An 18596-nucleotide genomic window follows, 5' to 3' on the forward strand; every position below is an offset into this window, starting at 1 on the left:
GGTCGCCCTTGTCCGTGCCGGCGCCAAGTTCGAGAACGGCAAGCTCGTCAAACGTCCCGACGAACCGGCCGCCGAGGAAGCCCGAAAGGAGGCCGCCTGAAGAATCTCGATCCACAGATATTGACAATTGCTGTAAAGCATCAGCCGAAACCACTGTCACGCATCAGCCGAAACACTGTCGCGCATCACCCGGAACCGAAATGTCAAGCATCAGCCGAGGTCATACAGAAATACGGTGGGGCGGGCGGGGCTCGAACCCGCGACCAACGGATTATGAGTCCGCGGCTCTAACCAACTGAGCTACCGCCCCCGACGGAGTAGTTCCGTAGGAAACCGTAGCGGAAGACCGGAACCAGTGTCCGTCGGGCGGCGGCGGCTTTATAAGCGCTCGGCGAGCGACCCGTTTCCGGAGCGCCGCAACACCCCTATGCCCGCAGTTATGAGGGAGCGGGCCCTGCCTGCCCGGCTTCAGCCTTGATCTTGGGAATCAACTCAGGCGCGTAGACGTAGATCGCCGACTCGACCTCCCACTCCGCCTGGGCCTGACTCATCGGCGTGGTGCGGGTGATCATGTTGATCAGCTCCTGGCCCTCACCGAACGGATTGGGATTGGCCCGGACCTGATCGGCAAACCAGCGGCCCTCGGCGGCCTCATGGCAATCGCTGTAGTCGGCGTTGTGCACCATCTTGTTCTGCGCCAGCAGTTTGATGTACTGATCGTCGGCCGGACTCAAACTGCAGGCCGCCGACGCCCGCGGCGCCGTCAGCACAGCACCGCCGAACATCGCGGCCCCTAGCGCAACGCCCGTGACCCCAGCAGTCAGCGCCTGCACGCGCGATCGTGTCGTTGTCATTTTCCGGACCCCCTCATCGTGGAATTTGCTATCTTCCCCTCGCCATAACCATCGGGTACCACTAGCGATGAGCGCGGCAAACGAGCATTCCTACGAACAATGCGTGAACTGCAACTAGCTAAAATTACTGTGCGAGAAACAATTCGGGTCTAATTCGGTAACAGGGCCGCCTAAAAGCAGCACTGCGACACTGCTTGCAGGCGCCGTTGATCAACGGCGAATCACGGCAGTCTTGAGTTAGCCAATGCGGACAGGCGAAAACGGCCGGAGGGCAAAGCCCTCACGCCGCTGACGTTCTGAACTACAAAACCATTGCGCCACAACGGCGCTGGGATGCCTAAGACTCGGCTGGCCAGTTTGCTTTCGTCGCTTGGTCTTTGATCTTGGGAATCAGTTCGGGCGCGTAGACGTAGATGGCCGACTCGACCTCCCACTCCGCCTGCTCTTGGGTCATCGGCGTAGTGCGGGTGATCATGTTGATCAGTTCCTGGCCCTCACCGAACGGATTGGGGTTGGACCGCACCTGATCGGCGAACCAACGCCCCTCGGCGGCCTCGTGGCAATCGCTGTAGTCGGCGTTGTGGACCATCTTGTTCTGCGCGAGCAGTTTGATGTATTGATCGTCGGCCGGACTCAGATTGCAGTTCGCCGAAGCTAGCGGAGCTGACAGCACTGCGCCGCCGAGCATCGAGGCGCCTAGCGCGACACCGGCAGCCCACGCCGATGACACTCGAACGCGCGAACGTGTACGGGTGCGTGTCATTTCCGAACCTCCCTTTGCGCGGAACCCAGTCGCCCCCGACGCAACCCCAAGTTAGAAACCCTGCAAACAGCTGAGACGGAAAGCCATGCGGACCGCAGACCAATGACGCACGATCCATGGCCATCCGGCTGGGGTCACGCTGCCATCTCGTTACCGTCACATATTTGTTCATATAAGTGTCAGTGACCGCGCTTAAGTTAGCGAATGACCCCCCCACACAGCGGAAACGCACACTTGCGCGCGGGTGTATGAATGGTTAACATTTCGTGCCCTCGGCCCGGCAGGCCCGTGCCGCCGGCCTCTTGGCCAACCCGTCCCGGAAGTGCCGCAAAGGGCTGCGACTCGAGGTCAGGGCGCCGACAGCGAAGGCCGGTACAGCTCAGCACCAGCGGGCTCGCGTCCGCCAACGTCAGCTGAATACTGTCTGCCCATCGGCGTCGAGCAGGTACCGCTCGGTGCCGTTCTCGACGCGGGGGGCGTCGGCGCCCAACGACACCGCGACTTTGTTGCTGGCATTGCGCATGATGTCAAAGGTGAGCTCCACGGCCTCGGCCTCGGAGAACCGGGAGCGCACCTCGGCGACATCGTCGGCGACGAGGTGCGCAGGAGTCCAAATTAATGCATCGGTATAGCGCAGCGCTGCTTTAGCGCGGCCGTCGAGCAAACCCGACGACTCGAACCGTTCGATCTCCTCGTACAGCGTTTCCGACCCGCCGGCATCCAGCGCGCCGCCCTCGCGAAGCGACTTGCACATGCGGCAATTGTGCTGCGCCGCCCCACGCAGCCGAACCAACTCGGAGGTCACGGGGTCGAGCTCACGCATTCGAGCCACCGCGATTAAAAAGTCGTTGAACACCAGATCCGCCGGATCGGTGGTGTGATCCCAGGTAATCGGTTGGGCGACCCAGCCCAGATACTGCGCGCCGACACCGAGCGCTTCCAGCCCGGCCCGCACCCGAGGAATGAAGTCGGCGATGTACACCTGCACAACGACGGCAAAGGTGCGGTCCCCTAGCTGCTTCCACAAGCGCGACCGCTGCTCGGCGGTGACTGACGAGACGTCGGCGCTGAATTGTTCGGCGAACTCGGCGACGGCGGCCTCGGCTTCCGATTCCGGCTCGCCCACGTCGGCGCTCGCGGGCAACGGCGGCAGCGACATCGTCTGTGCGCACACCCGGCGAACCAGCGCCGCGACGCGACCGTCGCCCGGGCACAACGACACCAACCGCGCGAGCTGGTCTTTCCGAACAGAAACCGGAGCCGCCATTCGTCACACGCTAGAACGCGTGTTGCCCGGCGGCAATGAGTCTACTGGGCCTGGCTCACCGAGGACATGTGGAAGTCGGGGATCCGCAGCGACGGCATGGCGGCGCGGGTGGCCCAATCACCCCATTCGCGCGGCAGGGTCTTCTCGCTGACACCGGCCTCCGTGGCCCGCCGCAGCAAGTCCAGCGGACTCTCGTTGAACCGGAAGTTGTTGACCGCCGCGGTCACCTTGCCGTCCTCGATGAGGTAGACACCGTCGCGGGTCAACCCGGTGAACAACAGTGTCGTGGGGTCGACAACGCGTATGTACCACAGCGTGGTCAGCAGCAGGCCGTGCTCGGTGGCCGCGATCATGTCGTCCTGGGTGGCCGTCCCTCCCGTCATCACGAGATTGTCGGCGGCGATTGCGACGTCGGCATCGTATTTGGCGGCCGTTGCCCGCGGATAGGCCAACGCGTTGATCACCCCATCGCGGATCCAATCCACCTGGCTGATCTTCGCGCCGTTATCGAACACCGACACGGTCTCCGAGGAACTGCTGACCGCGACAAACGGCGTGCAGGCGAGGCCGGGAGCCATCGGATCGGAGAAGAGCGTCAGCGGCAACTCGGTGAGCCGCTCGCCCACCCGCGTCCCGCCGCCGGGCGCCGAGAACGCGGTCCGCCCCTCCTGGGCGCCCCGGCCGGCCATCGACCAGGCCATGTAAATCATCATGTCGGCCACCGTCGACGGCGGCATGATCGTCTCGTAGCGGCCCGCCGGTAACTCGACAGTGCGCTGCGCCCAGCCCAGCCGGGTCGAGAGCTGCTCGAGCAGCGAATCGGTTGGCACGTCGACGAAGTCGGGTGTGCCAACGCCCGCCCACGCGCTGGCGTCGCCGCGCTTGGCGTTGATCTCCACCGCACCGGTGGGCTGGGTGAAACGTCGGCGCAATCCGGTCGACGACGCCAGAAACGTCGTCGAAACACTATGGTGGGCAAAGCCGTACAGTCGGTCCTCGCCGCGAAACCCACGGCTCAGCGAGTCGGCGACATCGGAGAAAACCAGGGGCCCGGTGCCCGGTACCGGCGCGTCCCAATCGACCGGCACGCCGGGGTCGGCGAGCAGCGGCGCGGCATCACCGGCCTCCGGCGCCGCGCCGGCCGCCTCCTGCGATGCCGCCACGAGGCCGGGCAACACCCGCGGATCGGCCTCGCCGGACACGACCGTGCCGATGCGCGCACTGGACCCCCGACGCACCACCGAAATCACCGTCACGCTGCGGCTCACCGAAACACCGTTGGTAGTCATCGAATTGCCTGCCCAGCGCAGCGTGGCCTCGACCTTGTCGCTGACCAGCACCATGGTCTCGTCGGCACGGCCGAGCTTGGCCGCCTCATCGAGCACGATGTTGACGACATGCTGTGCAGTGATCATCGGCGCCACTCTCCCCCGCAAGCGGGAGGTGCCCCCACAGCATCGCGCCGTCCCCCGCAAGCGGGCGGTACCCCCACTGCATCGTCGCCGGCGCGGATCATCGACCACCCTCGGTGCGGGTGTTGAGCACGTTTACGCCGCGGAACAATGCCGACGGGCAGCCGTGGCTGACCGCCGCGATCTGCCCGGGTTGAGCCTTGCCGCAGTTGAGCGCGCCGCCCAGGCGCCAGGTCGACGGTCCTCCCACGGCCTCCATCGAATTCCAGAACTCGGTCGTGGTGGCCTGATACGCGACGTCACGCAACTGACCGTCCAGCCGGCCGTCACGGATCTGAAAGAAGCGCTGGCCGGTGAACTGAAAGTTGTACCGCTGCATATCGATTGACCATGACTTATCGCCGACGATATAGATGCCTTCCTCGACCCGGCCAATCAAGTCGTCAGTGCTGAGGTTCTCGGGAGCCGGCTGCAGCGACACGTTGGCCATCCGCTGGATGGGCACATGATGCGGCGAGTCGGCATACGAGCATCCATTGGAGCGCGGCTGCCCCAGCCGTTGGGCGAACACCCGGTCGAGCTGGTAGCCGGTGAAGATCCCGTCCCGCACCAGATCCCAGCTTTGGGCGGCCACCCCTTCGTCGTCGTAACCGATGGTGGCCAGGCCGAATTCGACGGTGCGATCGGCGGTCACGTTCATCACCGGTGACCCATACCGCATGGTGCCCAACTTGTCCGGTGTGGCGAACGACGTGCCGGCGTAGGCGGCCTCGTAACCGATCGCGCGGTCGTATTCGGTTGCGTGCCCGATCGATTCATGAATCGTCAGCCATAGGTTGGTCGGGTCGATCACCAAGTCTTTGCGCCCTGGGATAACGCTGGGCGCCTTGATCTTTTCGGCCAGCAATGACGGCAGCTGCGCCACCTCGTCGGTCCAGTTCCACACCTCGTCGTCGACCACGGCCTCCCAGCCCCGCCCCATCGGGGGCGCCAGCGTCCTCATCGAATCGAAGCTGCCGGCCGCGGGGTCGACGGTCACCGCCTCCAGCGAGGGCAGCACCCGCACCCGCTGCTGGGTAATCGAGGATCCGAAGGTGTCCGCATAGAACGTCTGCTCCTTGACGGCAGTCAGCACCGCCGACACATGATTGACGCCGTCGGCGCTCAGCAGCCGACCGGAGTAGTCCTCCAGCACGGCGATCTTATCCGTCGTCGAGATCTCGAACGGGTCGATTCGGTAGTCCGACACCCAGGCCGCGTCCGCGTAGACCGGCTCGGGCGCCAGCTCGACACGCTCGCTACTCAGCGACGCCAGCGTGGTCGCGACGTGTACCGCGCGCCGCGCCGTCTCCGCGGCCACCGACGGCACCAACTCCGCGTGCGAGGCGAATCCCCAGGTGCCGTCGACGATCACTCGGACCGCCAGGCCCACCTCACGATTGATCACCGCGGTCTCCAGCTCGCCGTCGCGCAGCTGGATGATCTCGGTGATGATGCGATGAACCCGCAGGTCGGCATACGTCGCCCCGGCGGCTTTCGCCGCCGAGAGCGCGGCTTCGGCCAGGTCGTGGCGCGGCAGGTCGAGGAAGTCGGCATCGATCCCCCGGTTCGGTGTCACGCTTCCACCGTAACGACCGGTCACCCCAAACCCAGCCAGCGCCCGCTTTAATTACCAGATGGCCAGCGCGGTACGCGGGATTCACCCTCGATCCACCGCGCTGGGCTACGCGCTGCTGGCGCCCAGCCTGTTCGGCGTGCTCGCATTTCTGCTGCTGCCCATCCTGGTCGTGCTTTGGCTGAGCCTGTGCCGATGGGATCTCCTCGGTCCGCTGCACTTCGTCGGCCTGTCCAATTGGCGCTCGGTCCTGACCGACGCCGGATTCGGCAACTCCCTGATCGTCACCGCGATCTTCGTGGCGATCGTGGTACCGGCGCAGACCGTGCTGGGACTCTTGGCCGCGACCATGCTGGCCCGCCAGCTTCGCGGCACCAATCTGTTTCGCACCCTGTTCGTGCTGCCATGGATTTGCGCACCGCTGGCCATCGCGGTGCTGTGGCGCTGGATCCTGGCGCCCACGGACGGCGCCGTGAGCACTGTGCTCGGACACAGCATCGAATGGCTGTCAGACCCCAGCTTCGCGCTGCCGCTCGTGTCGGCCGTGGTGGTGTGGACCAACGTCGGATATGTCTCGCTGTCGTTTCTGGCCGGCCTGTTGGCCATTCCCGACGACGTCCATTCCGCCGCGCGCACCGACGGCGCCTCCGCATGGCAGCGGTTCTGGCGCATCACCATGCCCATGCTGCGACCGACGACCTTCTTCGTGTTGGTGACCGGAATCGTGAGCACGGCACAAGTTTTCGACATGGTGTACGCCCTGACCGGCGGCGGCCCGGCCAACAGTACCGACCTGGTGGCCCACCGCATCTACGCCGAGGCTTTCGGTTCGGCGGCCATCGGCCGGGCGTCGGTGATGGCGGTGGTGCTGTTCGTGATCCTGATCGGCGTCACCGTGGTTCAGCATCTGTATTTCCGGCGAAGGATCAGCTATGACCTCACCTAGCCGGATCGCCTCCAATGTGGCGATTTATGCCGGGCTGTCGCTCGGCGCAGTGATCACGTTGGCGCCGTTCGCTCTTGGATTGATGACGTCGTTCACCTCGGCGCACCAATTCGTCACGGGTACCCCCTTGCAGCTGCCGCGGCCACCCACGCTGTCGAATTTCGCCAACCTGGGCGGGGCCGGGTTCGGCCGCGCGGCGGCGGTGACCGCGTTGATGACGGCGGTGATTCTGGTGGGCCAGTTGACGTTTTCGGTGCTGGCCGCATATGCCTTCGCCCGCTTGCAATTCCCCGGGCGTGACGCGCTGTTCTGGGTGTACATCGCTACGCTGATGGTGCCGGGGACGGTCACGGTGGTGCCGATGTATCTCATGATGGCCCAGCTCGGCCTGCGCAACACGTTCTGGGCGTTGGTGCTGCCGTTCATGTTCGGCTCCCCCTACGCGATCTTCTTGTTGCGCGAGCACTTCCGGATCGTCCCTAACGACTTGATCAACGCGGCGCGTCTGGACGGCGCGAAAACCTTGGACGTGATTGTGCACGTGGTGATCCCGTCGAGTCGCCCGGTCCTGGCCGCGCTGGCGTTGATCACCGTGGTCTCGCAGTGGAATAACTTTATGTGGCCGTTGGTGATCACCAGCGGCCACAAGTGGCGGGTGCTCACCGTCGCGACCGCCGACCTGCAGTCGCGGTTCAATTCCCAATGGACGTTGGTGATGGCGGCGACCACGGTCGCGATCGCCCCGCTGATCGCGCTGTTCGTGGTATTCCAGCGTCACATCGTCGCGTCGATCGTCATCTCGGGACTAAAGTGAGGCGGCGATGCGGCGAGATTGCCGCCGTGGCTGTCCGTTCCGCGAATTCACGTCCCCCACGGCAATCTGGGTGCGCACGGTGAGGCGGCCGCGCTTTTCCACACTGGTCGCGGGATCCGTTGCGCTGGTGGCGGTGCTGCTGGCCGCGATGGCGGTGCTGCTGGACTACTCCGCGCAGTCGCATGGTGGCAAGACCGTCGTCACGGTCCGCATCTGGGGCGACCAGATCGGTGCGTCCTATCGACAATCCTTCGAGGCCTTCAACCGCGCCCATCCCGGCATCGAGATACACCTGAACTTGGTGGCGTACTCGACCTACTTCAACACCCTGCGCACCGACGTGGCCGGTGGCAGCGCCGACGACGTCTTCTGGCTGTCCAACGCCTACCTCGCGGCGTACGCCGACAGCGGCCGGCTCCTGAACATCGGCGAAGTGCTCGGGCCCAAGGCCGCTTCGGAGTGGGAGGGGCCGGTCGTCGAGCAGTTCACGCGAAACGGCACGCTGTGGGGCGTGCCGCAGCTGACCGACGCCGGAATCGCGTTGTACTACAACGCAGATCTTCTCGCCGCCGCGGGCGTCGATCCCGCCCAGCTGAACACCCTGCGGTGGGGCCCCGGTGAGGGCGACACATTGCGTCCGCTGCTGGGCCGACTCACCGTCGACGCCGACGGAAACCGGGGAGATACACCAGGCTTCGATGCTAAACGGGTGCGGCAGTGGGCGTACAACGCGGCCAATGATCCCCAGGGCATTTACCTGAACTACATCGGTTCGGCCGGCGGCGTGTTCCAGCGAGGCGACACCTTCGCGTTTGACAACCCCGCCGCCGTGACGGCCTTTCGGTATCTGGTCAACCTGATCAACCGCGACCACGTCGCGCCGCCCGCCGCCGATACCAACGACAATGGCGACTTCTCCCATAACCAATTCCTGGCCGGCAGAATGGCGCTCTTTCAATCCGGCACCTACAACCTGGCGCCGGTGGCGCGCGATGCCCGCTTCCATTGGGGTGTGGCGATGATGCCCACCGGCCCGGCGGGCCGCGTCAGCGTCACCAATGGCATTGCCGCCGCGGGTAATGCGGCGACGAAGCACCCCGACGCCGTGCGTCAGGTGCTGGCATGGATGGGCAGCGAACAGGGCAACGAATATCTGGGTCGTTACGGAGCGGCGATCCCCGCGGTGTCCACCGCCCAACCGGTCTACTTCCGGTACTGGGCCAGCAGGGGTGTCGACGTCACCCCCTTCTTCGCGGTGCTGAACGGTCCGCGCATCCCGGCCCCCGGAGGGGCAGGCTTCGCCGCCGGCAACGAGGCGTTACAACCGTACTTCGACGAAATGTTCCTGGGCCGCGGCGATGTCGCGGCGACGTTGCAGCGGGCTCAGGCGGCGGCCAACACCGCCGCGGCACGCCAGTGACTTCTGGTTACCGGACATCGTCCGATGACGGCTCGACCACCTCGTCGTTGAGCGCGCTGTGGTGGCGGCCCCACGCGAAATAAAAAATCAACGCCAGCAGCACCCAGCCGGTGAACGCTATCCAGGTGTACCAGTGCAGGCTGGCGAGGATGTAGCCGCAGGCCGCCACCGAAAGGATCGGCGTGACGGGATAACCCGGGACCTTGAATCCCCGTGGCAGGTCGGGCTCGCGCACCCGCAAGATGATCACTCCGAGGGATACGACGACGAACGCGGTGAGCGTGCCGATCGACACCATGTCGGCGAGCTTTTGCAGCGGTATGAAGGCGGCCAGGGTCGACGCCACGATAGCGACGATCACCGTATTGGTCACCGGGGTCATGGTGCGCGCGTTCACCATCGCGAACCTGGCGGGCAAGAGCCCGTCACGGCCCATCGCGAACAGGATGCGGGTCAAGCCGTACATGGTGACCAGGGTGACGCTGAAGATCGAAATGACCGCTCCGGCAGCCAGAATCGTGCCGGCCCAGCCCGCGTGCGTGACGTTGTCGAGAATTGTGGCCAGCCCGGCTTCCTGCTGGCCGGCGAAGTCCTGCCACGGCTGCGTGCCCAGCGCGGCGACCGCGACCAGGACATAGACGCCGGTGACGGTCAGCAGCGCGCCGATCAGCGCGCGCGGCATGGTTTTCTGCGGGTTGTTCACCTCGTCGCCGGCGGTGGACACGGCGTCGAGGCCGATATAGGAGAAGAAAATGGTGCCGGCGGCCGAACCGATACCGGAAACGCCGAAGGGCGCGAAGTCATGAAGATGGCTCGCGTCGAACGCCGTGAAGGCGACGACTGCGAACACGATCAATACGCCGAGTTTGATCATCACCATGATCGCGTTGACCTTGGCCGATTCGCTGGCGCCGCGGATGAGCAACAACGCACACATGGCGATAAGCAGGACCGCCGGCACGTTCACGTATCCAGGCTGGGTGTCCCACGGCGCGGCCGACAAGGCTTGCGGCAGCTGGAATCCCAGAACATTGCTCAGCAATTTGTTCAGATAGCCGCTCCAGTTGACCGCGACCGCGGCGGTCGCCACCCCGTATTCCAGTAGGAGGCAGGCCGCCACGCCCACGGCCACGACCTCTCCCAGCGTGGTGTACGCATACGAATACGACGACCCGGAAACCGGCACCGCCGAGGCCAATTCGGCGTAGCAGACGGCCGCGAGCCCGGCGGCGATACCGGCGAGAAGGAAGGAGACGATCACGCCCGGGCCCGCTTCAGGGACCGCCTGCGACATCACGAAGAAGATGCCGGTGCCGACCGTCGAGCCGACCCCGAACATGGTCAGCTGGAACGTTCCGATGCCGCGTTTGAGATGATCGGCGGCCCCGTGCGCGGTGTGCGCACCCAGCACGGGGCGCCGCCTCAGCATCTGTTCTTTCAGGCTGATCGACGTGGCTGGCAAGCGCCCCTCCTGTGGCCGGATCAGCTGATTATGGAACAGCCTCCCGCAGTACCGCAGCAAGCTGGCCTACCGCCCACTCGATCTCTTGGGCGGTGACCACCAAAGGCGGAGCGAAGCGCAGCGTCGAACCGTGCGTCTCTTTCACCAATACGCCGCGATCGGCCAGCCGCTGGCTGAATTCCTTGCCGCTGCCCAGCGAGGGGTCGATGTCGACGCCGGCCCACAAACCCAGGCCCCTTACCTCCTGCACGCCGTGGCCGATCAGCTGTCGCAGCCGCCGATGCAGGTGCGCACCCAGCGCGGTCGCCCGGGCCTGGAATTCGCCGCGCGCCAGCATGGACACGACGGTGGTGCCGATCGCCGCAGCCAGCGGGTTGCCGCCAAAGGTGGACCCATGCTCGCCAGGGCGCAACACGCCCAGGACGTCCCGGTCGGCCACCACCGCCGACAGCGGAACCACTCCGCCGCCCAGCGCCTTGCCCAGCAGATAGACGTCGGGGATTACCCGCCACCGATCACAGGCGAACGTGTAGCCGGTACGCGCCAGGCCTGACTGGATCTCATCGGCGATCATCAGCACGTTGTGCTCGTTGCATAGATCGCGGACCGCCGGCAGATAGTCGTCGGGCGGCACGATGACGCCGGCTTCACCCTGGATCGGCTCTAACAGCACCGCCACGGTGTTCTCGTCGATTGCTTGAGTCAGTGCCGCGCCATCACCGAACGGCACCGAACGGAATCCCGGCGTGAAGGGCCCGAATCCCGTTCGCGCAGTGGGATCCGAGGAGAAGCTCACAATGCTGATCGTGCGGCCATGAAAGTTGTTGTCGGCCACGATGATGTTGGCCTGATCCGCGGGAACACCCTTGACGTCGACGCCCCACTTGCGAGCCACCTTGAGGCCGCTTTCGACAGCCTCGGCGCCCGAGTTCATCGGCAGCACCATGTCCTTGTCGCACAGGTAGGCAAGAGCGGCGCAGAAGGGTCCGAGCTTGTCGGAATGACATGCGCGGCTGAGCAACGTCACGGTGTCGAGTTGCGCATGTGCGGTGGCGGTGATCTCCGGGTTGCGGTGACCGAAGTTCACCGCGGAATAGGCGGACAGGCAATCCAGGTAGCGCCGACCCTCGATGTCGGTGATCCACGCTCCCTCGGCGCTTGCGGCGATTACCGGAAGGGGCGAATAGTTATGCGCTGCACGCCTTTCCACCAACCTGATCGCGGACTCCACTCGGTTGGCGGTGACCTTCTGTGATGTCTGCGCATCGAGAATCGTCATGGGAATACCTCCAATGTGCAGCACTTGACGGAACCGCCGCCCTTGAGCAGCTCGGACAAATCGACACCGATCGGCTCGAACCCGGCTCGGCTCAGCTGCGCGGCGAAACCCGTTGCCGCGCAAGGATGTATCACGTGCAGACCGTCGGACACGACGTTGAGGCCCAGTACGTAGGCATCGGCCGTGTCAGCGATGATGGCGTCGGGGAACAGCGCACCTAGCTGTGCTTGGGCGGCGACGCTGAATGCCGGTGGGTAGAACGCGATGGTGTGATCGTCGAGCACAGCTAGGGCCGTGTCGAGATGGTAGAAGCGAGGGTCGACCAGCTCCAGCGAGATCACCGGCGCGCGCAGCACCGCGGCGACTTCCGCATGCGCACGTCGATCGGTACGAAATCCCCAGCCGGCCAACACGATGTCGCCGACCTTCAGTAGATCGCCCTGCCCTTCGTTGACGTGACGGGTGTACACCGGACGGTAGCCGAGCGACGACATCCACCGGGCGTAAGCGTGCGATTCACCGGCCCGCTCGGCGAACCGGAACCTGGCGACGATCGCGACATCGTGGGCGACAAACCCGCCGTTGGCCGCATAGACCATGTCCGGAAGCCCGGGCACGGGCTCGATCACGTCCACGCGATGCCCCAACCACAGGTAGGTCTCACGCAAGCTTTCCCACTGCGCTTTTGCGAGGTCGACATCGACGGGCGCGCTGATGTCCATCCAGGGGTTGATCGCGTATTCGACAGCGAAGAAGGCCGGCGGCGTCATCGCGTAGCGACGGACGTTCGGTGTGCGACCGAGCGTGGCGGGCCCGGCCGCCGGCGCCGCGGTTCGGGGCGGCGCTACCACCTGCTGGTTCGTCATGAATCAACGATATTTAGCGGGCTTTCATTAATCAAACCACACATATTGCGTGTCTAGCGTGGATTCATTGCGCTAATCTTGGGAATACAGTGATCTGTTGTTTGCCCCTGCGGAGGGAACGTGATGGACCGCTTGGACGAGACCGACGAGCGCATCCTGGCCGAGTTGACCGAGCATGCGCGGGCCACCTTCGCCGAGATTGGCGAGAAGGTGAATTTGTCTGCGCCGGCGGTGAAGCGGCGCGTCGACCGGATGCTGGACAGCGGCGTTATCAAGGGCTTCACCACCGTGATCGACCGCAACGCCCTGGGCTGGAACACCGAGGCTTATGTGCAGGTGTTCTGCCACGGCCGGATCGCGCCCGACGAACTGCGGGCGGCGTGGGTGGATATCCCCGAGGTGTTCAGCGCCGCGACAGTCACCGGCACACCGGATGCGATCCTGCATGTGCTGGCCCGCGACATGCGGCATTTGGAGACGGCATTGGAGCGAATCCGGTCCAGTGCCGACATCGAACGCAGTGAGAGCATCGTCGTGTTGTCCAACCTGCTCGACCGGATGCGGCCCTGAGGCCCGCCAGTCGGCGATCAACCCACTTGCGGCAGCAGGGACTCGATCACCACTGCTGCGACGCAGACGAAAACAGTGATCCCGAGTGTCAACCAGTCAGCTAGTTTCGGCCGTGCCGGGCTGGCGGATAGCTGGCCGATGCCGCCCCGGGCGGTGATAGCGTCGCCCATCTCGTCAGCGCGACGGAGGGTCACGACGACTGCCGCGGCCATCAGGTCGATCACGCCCCGGCTCTGCTGGCGGAGCCGCGCCCTGCGACCTGAGGGTATTCGGTTGGGCCGCAACAGCCGAGCGGCGTAGAGCACATGGAATTCATCGATCAGCATCGGGAAGGCGCGCAGCGCGAGAGCCAAGGCTACCGCCCACTCGTCTACGGGAATGCGCAGCACTCTCAGCGGACGACCCAACGTCGCTACTGCAGGCGCGATTTCGGCAACATTCGTGGTCCACGACACCATCGCTCCGAGGCCCAGCAGCACGATCGACAGCGCGGTGATCCTGAGGAATTGCAGCGCTCCACCGAGCCCGACCACCACGCCGCCGACCGGTACCGTGGGGCTGCCGCCGGCCAGCGCGGCGGTCACAAACCCCAACGCGAGAAGGGCCCACAGCCACCGCGGGATCGGCGGCAGCGCACCCCGTGGGATCCGTGCGATCCAGACCGCCGCCGCCAGCAATGCCGCCACCAACGCGATCGTCGTCCATCCCGGATAGAACGTCAGCAGCACCGAAACGCCGAAGACGACCAGCAATTTGGTACCGGCCCACAGGTCGTGAATGGCCGATCTTCGGGGCACCGGGACCAGCAGGACGACCGATGGGGAACGGCGCCGATTCACATTGGTCGCCGCGGTCGATGTTGTCGTCACGCTAGGCCTCCCGCCGCGGCAGTGGTAGACACCGCTTCCAGCGCACCGTTGCGCAAACGGATAGTCCGCGGACAAACCTCGTCAAGCCCGACGAAGTCGTGCGAAATGACCACTAACGTCACGCCGCGGGTACGTCGCAGATTCGCAAGCACTCGCCGCAGACCGCGCTGGCTGCTGGCATCCAGCCCGGCCAACGGTTCGTCGAGAATCAAGACCCGGGGCGAACACGCCAGCAGTCCGGCCAGCACCACGCGGCGCATTTGTCCGCCACTGAGCTGATCGATGCGCCGCTTGGCAAGCGCAGGGTCAAGTCCGACTGCGATCAACGCGGCGGCCACGCGATCATGGTCCCGGTGCGAGAAGCCCGCGACTGAAGCCAGTTCCCGGTCGACGTGGCTGCGCATCAACTGCAGCCTGGCAGCCTGGAAGGACAAAGCCACCGCGCCGACGTGCCGATGGGTGGGTTCGCCGTCAATCAGGCAAACACCCTCGGTGGGCACAGTCAGCCCGGCCATGATCCACGCCAGTGTCGACTTCCCGGAGCCGTTGCCGCCGTGGATGAGCAGCCCCTCGCCTTGCTCCACCGTGAAATTGATATCGCGCAGCGCCGTCTTCGCCCACGGCGTACCACTGTGATATTCGTGCCCGACGCCCACCACCTCGAGGACCGGCTTGCTGGAGCCGGACCTGACGGCGCCAGTCGGCACCGGCGCCGGCGCAATCTCGACCATGCCGCTGTTATCGGATGAATCGCTGAGACTGATCGTGCGATCCGCCGATGCCGCCTCATTGTCGAAGTGCGTGATGTGCACCAGGGCCGTGCGATGCCGCTCGGGTAGACCGGACAGGACATCCAACAAGAGTTCGCGGCCCGGCTGGTCGATCATGCTGGTGAATTCGTCAGCGATCAACAGCGAAGGTTCGCGGGCGAGTGCGGCGGCCAGCGCTAGCCGCTGCAGTTCCCCGCCGGACAGGCTTCCGGTGTCGCGCTCGGCGAGCCCCTCGAGGCCGACCTCGCTTAGCAACTTGTTCACATCGACTTTGGTGCCCGGCGGCAGGCCCCAGACCACATCGTCTGCCACTCTGGTGCCCAACACCTGGGTTTGAGGGTGCTGAAGCACGAGCGACGTGCCACCGACTCTCCCCAAACCCACTGCGCCAGGGCGAGACACGGTGCCCGACGTCGGTTCCCGGCCCGCTAGAATGAGCGTCAAGGTCGTTTTCCCGGAACCGTTCGCGCCGACGACGGCGACATGTTCACCGACACGCAGGTCCAGACTGATCTCACGCAACGCGTCTTGGCTTGCGCCGGGGTAGCGGAATCGCACGTCGACCAATCGAACGGGCACAGGACCGATCGCGGCGTCCGACAATCCAGCGCCGTCGGGAGTGTCCAGCTTGTGCACGTCGGGAATGTGGTGCATCCGCTCCAACAGCCGCGAAAGTACCCACCACCCGATCAAGGACGACATCATCACCCCGTAAGTGAGATAGCCGAGCATCAACCACGGCCAGTAGTGCAGCCCGTAGGCAAAGCACCGCTGCACACCGGCGGCGACTCCTTGCAGGTGTACTCGCACCAAGAATGCCTTGACTCCATCCACGTTCGCGGTCATGACTTGAAATATGAGGTGCCGCAGCCGAATCAACACCGTCAGCATCGCGACCGTTACTCCGCCAACGACGCCTCCGGCGACAAACGACGTGACAACCACCGTCGGTGCGCCTCGGCCCTTGCGTTTGACCAGCCCGGTCAACCCGCCGATGTAGACGCAGTTAAGGACGGCCGCCAAGCTACCCAGTCCGGAAATCAAAAAGGTGATCATCCCGGCGGCAACCGTCGCGGCGATAAGCACTCGAAGCCGGTAGCGGTAGGCCAACAGCGCCATGGGCACCGTGCCCAGCAGCGCCAGGCCCTGAGCGAAAGGGATCACCGTGGCGATGATGGCGATCACCGCGCACAGAGCACCCATGACCGAGGCTTGTGCCAACTCGGTCGGCTGTAGGGGACCACCCCGATCGCGCAAACGGACCGGGGGTGGGGTTTTCACTTCAACGATTCTGCCAGGCCGCAGCGCCAAGTCCCGCGAATACATCGTGTGATCTGCGCTCGACGCGAAACGCGTCGGCTTTTTGGCCTCGCTTAGCAAAGCTATGCAACCATGGATGCATGGACAACGTCGTCGATGCCGCAAAGTTCGAGGGAGCGCAGGGGCTGGGAGCCGATCTGCTCGCTGTGGTCGCGCGGCTGAACCGCATGGCCACCCAACGCATCCACATGCCATTGCCTGCGGCGCAGGCCAGGCTGCTGGCCACCATCGAAGCTCACGGCGAAGCCCGAATCGGTGATCTGGCCGCCGTCGATCACTGTTCGCAACCCACGATGACGACGCAGGTGCGCCGCCTCGAAGAGGCGGGCCTGGTCACACGGATGGTCGACCCGGGAGACGCGCGTGCGGTCCGAATCCGCATCACGGCCGAGGGCAGGCGCACGCTCAACGCAGTTCGGGCCGACCGCGCCGCCGCGATCGAACCGCAATTGGCGATGCTCGACCCCGCGGACCGTCAGGTGCTGGTGCAAGCGGTCGACGTGCTGCGTGGGCTGCTCGACAACGCCTCGCGTGGCACCTCCGTCGCGGGTCGGCGCACCACGGTGTGAATGGCGCGACGCTGGTGGTTGGAGCTCGGACGAGGGTAGACACGTAAGCGAGCGCGACGGCCGGCGCCTGATGGCGTGACAGTCCTTCCGCGCGAGATCAATCGAGCTGACCGGTGATGAAAGGTGGCGGCCATGCCGACCGAGGCTTCGGCACATCCGGCGTCGCTGACCGTCTGGGCCGGACCGACGAGGTATGTCTTTGCCCCTGGCCGTGACGTGATCGTGGGCTACGGCCCGGGTTGCGACATTCCGCTGGAACATCTCGACAACCCCTCGCAACCGCCGCCAGCGCCCCGAGTCGATGTGATCCTGCGGTTCACCGGAAACCAATGGGTGGCTATCGATCTGAGTCGACGCGGCATCTTCGCCGGCGGATCCCGACTGGCCACCGTCGAGATCCGCGACGGCCTGGGGATCGCCATCGGAGATCCCCAGCATGGTCCGCGCCTGGCCTTTCAAACGGCGGCGCCGGCCGCACCACCCGGACCTCCGCCACCTGTCGCCCCGGCGTATCCGCCACCAAATGCACCCCAGGCGCCCCCGTTTCCACCAGGGCCGGCTCCACGTCGTCCGAACGAGCCCGACCCGCGGATGCCCACCCAGAGCGCCAACCCCGCCAATACGAACGGCAGGATCGCCAGGAATGCGAAGTAGATGCGATCGCCGGGGAGCAGGTGAGCCTCGCGCCGGGCCACCAATCGGATCTGCCGCAACCTGGATAGCCGGGGTGGCGCCGGCCCGGATGCCGAGACTTCCGGTGGGGTGGTCGGTGCGGCCGTCTGCTGCCTCGCACGGAAGGCGCGGTGGGATCCGTCGGGATCGGCGCCGACCTGTGAAAGCACTCTCGACCAGTCGGTGGTGCCCATCGCGGACTCGATCTGCAGTGGCGTTCCCAGATAGGCCATCGTGCCCGCCGCGGTGAGCACCAACACCTGGTCGCACGCGTTCACATCGGTGAGGGACGTGCGATCCGAGATCGCGACCACGACGGCGCAGCCGAGGCTGGCCTGGTGCCGCAGGATCGCCATGACCTGACGTTGTTGGGCCGCGTCCAGTCCGGCGGTCGGTTCGTCGACCACGAGCAGACTCGGCCGGGTAACGAGCTCGACAGCCAGGGCGGCGCACCGACGCACCTCGGGTGCGAGTTTGCGGATTCTGGTGTCCCGGTGCGACGTCAGCTCGAGTTCGTCGAGAACCTGGCTGATCACGCGGTCGCGTTGCTCGGGCAAGGTGTCCGGTGCCAGCCGCATTTCGGCGGCGTACTGCACGGTCTGCCCGACCGTGAGCTGCTGGTGCAGACGGTCGTCGCGCGCGACGACCCCGATGCGGGCCCGCATGGACTCCGGCTCTGCGTGGATGTCGTGTTCGTCCACGGTGACGCGACCGGAGCTGGGTGCTCTCGTGCCGGCCAGCAGCGCGATCAGCGCGGAATTCCGAGCGGCCGAAGGCCCGATGACCGCGGTCATGGAGCCGGGACGCGCCGTGAATGAGATGGCCGACAGGGTCTCGTGCCCGCCGACCGTCAGCCCCAGCCGATAGGCCGTCATCCCGGTGGTGCGCGACGGGGTCTGCAAAGGCAGGCGATAGGTGGAGTCGGGTTCCGCGGTGCGGAACGAGGGGCGCTGGACGCGCAGCTTGCTGGTCACCATCCGCTCGATCAGGCTCGGGCCCTTGTGCTGCTCGGGTTCCGCGGCGGGCGGGATCATCGGCGCGACCGGTGGGGGCGCGTGCGGTCCGAATCCGCATCACGGCCGAGGGCAGGCGCACGCTCAACGCAGTTCGGGCCGAATGACGTGCCGC

The 18596-nt window shown here is 65.4% G+C and carries 15 protein-coding genes, 1 tRNA gene and 3 pseudogenes; 6 read left to right on the plus strand and 13 right to left on the minus strand.

The window, feature by feature from the left end; genetic code table 11:
- Positions 1-236 precede the first annotated feature (236 nt).
- From A5652_RS15500 to A5652_RS15525, 7 genes and pseudogenes are all read right to left on the minus strand, one after another.
- Positions 237-310 (minus strand) — tRNA-Ile (locus tag A5652_RS15500).
- Positions 311-437: 127 nt separating this feature from the next.
- Complete coding sequence (locus tag A5652_RS15505) at positions 438-854, minus strand: hypothetical protein (RefSeq protein WP_067352951.1); 417 nt, start codon at positions 852-854, stop codon at positions 438-440.
- A 337-nt stretch (positions 855-1191) separates the two neighbouring features.
- Positions 1192-1617, minus strand: a complete 426-nt coding sequence (locus A5652_RS15510; protein WP_067352952.1) for a hypothetical protein — start codon at positions 1615-1617, stop codon at positions 1192-1194.
- A gap of 409 nt (positions 1618-2026) precedes the next feature.
- Positions 2027-2884: a carboxymuconolactone decarboxylase family protein gene (locus A5652_RS15515; protein ID WP_067352955.1), complete on the minus strand. Its 858-nt coding sequence runs from the start codon at positions 2882-2884 to the stop codon at positions 2027-2029.
- Between the two features lie 41 nt (positions 2885-2925).
- Positions 2926-4299: a TldD/PmbA family protein gene (locus tag A5652_RS15520; protein ID WP_067352959.1), complete on the minus strand. Its 1374-nt coding sequence runs from the start codon at positions 4297-4299 to the stop codon at positions 2926-2928.
- A pseudogene (locus A5652_RS29180) lies at positions 4286-4400 on the minus strand (hypothetical protein); the annotation flags it as partial. The gene A5652_RS15520 and the pseudogene A5652_RS29180, both read right to left, overlap by 14 nt.
- Positions 4397-5914 carry a TldD/PmbA family protein gene (locus A5652_RS15525; RefSeq protein WP_067353000.1) on the minus strand — a complete coding sequence of 506 codons (1518 nt, stop codon included), beginning with the start codon at positions 5912-5914 and terminating at the stop codon, positions 4397-4399. The gene A5652_RS15525 and the pseudogene A5652_RS29180, both read right to left, overlap by 4 nt.
- A 58-nt stretch (positions 5915-5972) precedes the next feature.
- Here A5652_RS15525 and A5652_RS15530 point away from each other — a divergent pair, with 58 nt between their 5' ends.
- The 3 genes from A5652_RS15530 to A5652_RS15540 all read left to right on the plus strand — a co-directional run bounded on the left by A5652_RS15530 (position 5973) and on the right by A5652_RS15540 (position 9091).
- Entirely contained in the window at positions 5973-6857 is an 885-nt protein-coding gene (locus A5652_RS15530; RefSeq protein WP_067352967.1) for a carbohydrate ABC transporter permease, read from the plus strand.
- Positions 6844-7671, plus strand: a complete 828-nt coding sequence (locus A5652_RS15535; protein WP_067352969.1) for a carbohydrate ABC transporter permease — start codon at positions 6844-6846, stop codon at positions 7669-7671. The genes A5652_RS15530 and A5652_RS15535 overlap by 14 nt, the downstream gene beginning before the upstream one ends.
- Positions 7672-7750: 79 nt before the next feature.
- Positions 7751-9091 carry an extracellular solute-binding protein gene (locus A5652_RS15540; RefSeq protein WP_067353003.1) on the plus strand — a complete coding sequence of 447 codons (1341 nt, stop codon included), beginning with the start codon at positions 7751-7753 and terminating at the stop codon, positions 9089-9091.
- 7 nt (positions 9092-9098) lie between these two features.
- On the opposite strand, the gene A5652_RS15545 is transcribed toward A5652_RS15540, so the two are convergent.
- The 3 genes from A5652_RS15545 to ddaH are packed head-to-tail and all read right to left on the minus strand — an operon-like array spanning position 9099 to position 12698.
- Positions 9099-10553: an amino acid permease gene (locus tag A5652_RS15545; protein ID WP_067352972.1), complete on the minus strand. Its 1455-nt coding sequence runs from the start codon at positions 10551-10553 to the stop codon at positions 9099-9101.
- A 28-nt stretch (positions 10554-10581) separates the two neighbouring features.
- Positions 10582-11832, minus strand: a complete 1251-nt coding sequence (gene rocD / locus A5652_RS15550) for an ornithine--oxo-acid transaminase (RefSeq protein WP_067352982.1) — start codon at positions 11830-11832, stop codon at positions 10582-10584.
- Complete coding sequence (ddaH, locus tag A5652_RS15555; RefSeq protein WP_067352984.1) at positions 11829-12698, minus strand: dimethylargininase; 870 nt, start codon at positions 12696-12698, stop codon at positions 11829-11831. The genes rocD and ddaH overlap by 4 nt, the downstream gene beginning before the upstream one ends.
- Positions 12699-12821: 123 nt before the next feature.
- Here ddaH and A5652_RS15560 point away from each other — a divergent pair, with 123 nt between their 5' ends.
- Entirely contained in the window at positions 12822-13268 is a 447-nt protein-coding gene (locus A5652_RS15560; protein ID WP_067352986.1) for an Lrp/AsnC family transcriptional regulator, read from the plus strand.
- A gap of 17 nt (positions 13269-13285) precedes the next feature.
- On the opposite strand, the gene A5652_RS15565 is transcribed toward A5652_RS15560, so the two are convergent.
- Positions 13286-14137: an energy-coupling factor transporter transmembrane protein EcfT gene (locus tag A5652_RS15565; protein ID WP_067352990.1), complete on the minus strand. Its 852-nt coding sequence runs from the start codon at positions 14135-14137 to the stop codon at positions 13286-13288.
- Positions 14134-16110 carry an ABC transporter ATP-binding protein gene (locus A5652_RS15570; RefSeq protein WP_156745361.1) on the minus strand — a complete coding sequence of 659 codons (1977 nt, stop codon included), beginning with the start codon at positions 16108-16110 and terminating at the stop codon, positions 14134-14136. The genes A5652_RS15565 and A5652_RS15570 overlap by 4 nt, the downstream gene beginning before the upstream one ends.
- A gap of 197 nt (positions 16111-16307) precedes the next feature.
- Here A5652_RS15570 and A5652_RS15575 point away from each other — a divergent pair, with 197 nt between their 5' ends.
- Positions 16308-16796 carry a MarR family winged helix-turn-helix transcriptional regulator gene (locus A5652_RS15575; RefSeq protein WP_067352995.1) on the plus strand — a complete coding sequence of 163 codons (489 nt, stop codon included), beginning with the start codon at positions 16308-16310 and terminating at the stop codon, positions 16794-16796.
- Positions 16797-17392: 596 nt separating this feature from the next.
- On the opposite strand, the pseudogene A5652_RS15580 reads toward A5652_RS15575, so the two are convergent.
- A pseudogene (locus A5652_RS15580) lies at positions 17393-18445 on the minus strand (ATP-binding cassette domain-containing protein); the annotation flags it as partial.
- 65 nt (positions 18446-18510) lie between these two features.
- Between A5652_RS15580 and A5652_RS29185 the strand changes: the two are divergent.
- Positions 18511-18585, plus strand: a pseudogene (locus A5652_RS29185) (MarR family transcriptional regulator); the annotation flags it as partial.
- Positions 18586-18596 lie beyond the last annotated feature (11 nt).

Source organism: Mycobacterium sp. 1165178.9, assembly GCF_001673555.1.
Lineage (GTDB): Bacteria > Actinomycetota > Actinomycetes > Mycobacteriales > Mycobacteriaceae > Mycobacterium.

Excerpts from the sequence above, each read along its gene's own strand:
- A5652_RS15570 (WP_156745361.1), bottom strand. The coding sequence starts at position 16,110 with ATGGGTGCTCTGTGCGCGGTGATCGCCATCATCGCCACGGTGATCCCT.
- A5652_RS15535 (WP_067352969.1), top strand. The coding sequence starts at position 6,844 with ATGACCTCACCTAGCCGGATCGCCTCCAATGTGGCGATTTATGCCGGG.
- A5652_RS15505 (WP_067352951.1), bottom strand. The coding sequence starts at position 854 with ATGACAACGACACGATCGCGCGTGCAGGCGCTGACTGCTGGGGTCACG.
- ddaH (WP_067352984.1), bottom strand. The coding sequence starts at position 12,698 with ATGACGAACCAGCAGGTGGTAGCGCCGCCCCGAACCGCGGCGCCGGCG.
- A5652_RS15530 (WP_067352967.1), top strand. The coding sequence starts at position 5,973 with ATGGCCAGCGCGGTACGCGGGATTCACCCTCGATCCACCGCGCTGGGC.
- rocD (WP_067352982.1), bottom strand. The coding sequence starts at position 11,832 with ATGACGATTCTCGATGCGCAGACATCACAGAAGGTCACCGCCAACCGA.
- A5652_RS15575 (WP_067352995.1), top strand. The coding sequence starts at position 16,308 with ATGGACAACGTCGTCGATGCCGCAAAGTTCGAGGGAGCGCAGGGGCTG.
- A5652_RS15560 (WP_067352986.1), top strand. The coding sequence starts at position 12,822 with ATGGACCGCTTGGACGAGACCGACGAGCGCATCCTGGCCGAGTTGACC.
- A5652_RS15510 (WP_067352952.1), bottom strand. The coding sequence starts at position 1,617 with ATGACACGCACCCGTACACGTTCGCGCGTTCGAGTGTCATCGGCGTGG.
- A5652_RS15520 (WP_067352959.1), bottom strand. The coding sequence starts at position 4,299 with ATGATCACTGCACAGCATGTCGTCAACATCGTGCTCGATGAGGCGGCC.
- A5652_RS15515 (WP_067352955.1), bottom strand. The coding sequence starts at position 2,884 with ATGGCGGCTCCGGTTTCTGTTCGGAAAGACCAGCTCGCGCGGTTGGTG.